The 1146-nt window shown below is 65.5% G+C and carries 1 protein-coding gene; it reads left to right on the top strand.

The window, feature by feature from the left end; genetic code table 11:
* Nucleotides 1-976, top strand: a 976-nt coding sequence (locus MOV74_RS38675) for an OmpA family protein (protein WP_246932826.1), incomplete at its 5' end; no start/stop codon positions are given.
* Between the last annotated feature and the right edge of the window lie 170 nt (nucleotides 977-1146).

Genomic DNA, 1146 nt, shown 5'->3' with positions numbered 1-1146 from the left:
CGAGGTGGCCGACCAGATGGGTCTGGCGCGCGGCGCGCCGCCGCGGTTCGAAGCCGCCGCCATGCTGTTGCTGGACCAGATCGGCAAGCTGAAGGACGGCAAGATCACGATCACGGACACCCAGGTCAATCTGTCGGGCATGGCGCGCGAACTCGGCGGCCGCGAAGCGATCGCAGCTGCGCTGAAGAACCTGCCCGAGGGCTTTTCGGTCACCGCCAACGACGTCAAGGCGCCGCCCTATATCTTCCAGGCGTTCAAGGATCCGGTTGCTGCGACGGTGACGCTGACCGGCTACGTTCCGGACAACAATGTGCATGCGGCGATCGCAACCAGCGCCTCGCGAAAATTCTTCACCGAAAAGGTCGTCGACAATCTCAAGGCCAGCATCGGTGCGCCCGGTTCCTTCAACACGGCCGTGGTCGCAGCGCTCGGCGCGCTGTCGCGACTGTCGACCGGCACGCTCGTCGTCTCCGACCGCGAAGTGAAGCTGTCGGGCGATGCCCTCTACGAGGGGGCCGCCAACGACATCCGTGCAGGTCTCGGCAAGGACTTCCCGAAGAACTGGCAGTACAAGCCGGAGATCACCGTGAAGCCTGCGGCAGGGCCGGTCGACGGCACCGTGTGCCAGCAATTGTTCACGGACCTCCTGGCCAAGGGCAAGATCCGCTTCGCAGCCAAGCGCGCCGACATCGATCCGGACTCCGCCGCCATCCTCGATCATCTGATCGAGACGGCGCTGCGCTGCCCCAACACCAATATCGAGGTCGCCGGGCATACCGACGCAGACGGCGAGGACGGCTTCAACCGAGCTCTCTCGGAGAAGCGCGCGCAGGCGGTGATCGACTATCTGGTCAAGGCCGGCCTAAACGCCAGCCGCTTCACCGCGGTCGGCCATGGCAGCACGCAGCCCGTCGCCGGCAATGACACCGACGACGGCAAGGCGAAGAACCGCCGCATCGAATTTCTGGTGAGGTGACGATGCCCTATCTCGTCTCGTTTCATCTGGGTTGGCTGATCGGCTCGGTTCTGCTGGGCTTTTGCATGGGCTGGATCTCGGTGGTCCAGCGCGGCAACGGCACCTCGAAGGTGACGGCGCGCTGGCTCGCCGCGCTTGCCGCCGCCCTGGTCGCGGCCTCGTTCGCCCAC

Source organism: Bradyrhizobium sp. SHOUNA76, assembly GCF_023006445.1.
Taxonomy (GTDB): domain Bacteria; phylum Pseudomonadota; class Alphaproteobacteria; order Rhizobiales; family Xanthobacteraceae; genus Bradyrhizobium.
Note: the sequence above shows the minus strand (reverse complement) of the source record. Positions and strands in the feature narration are given on the sequence as shown.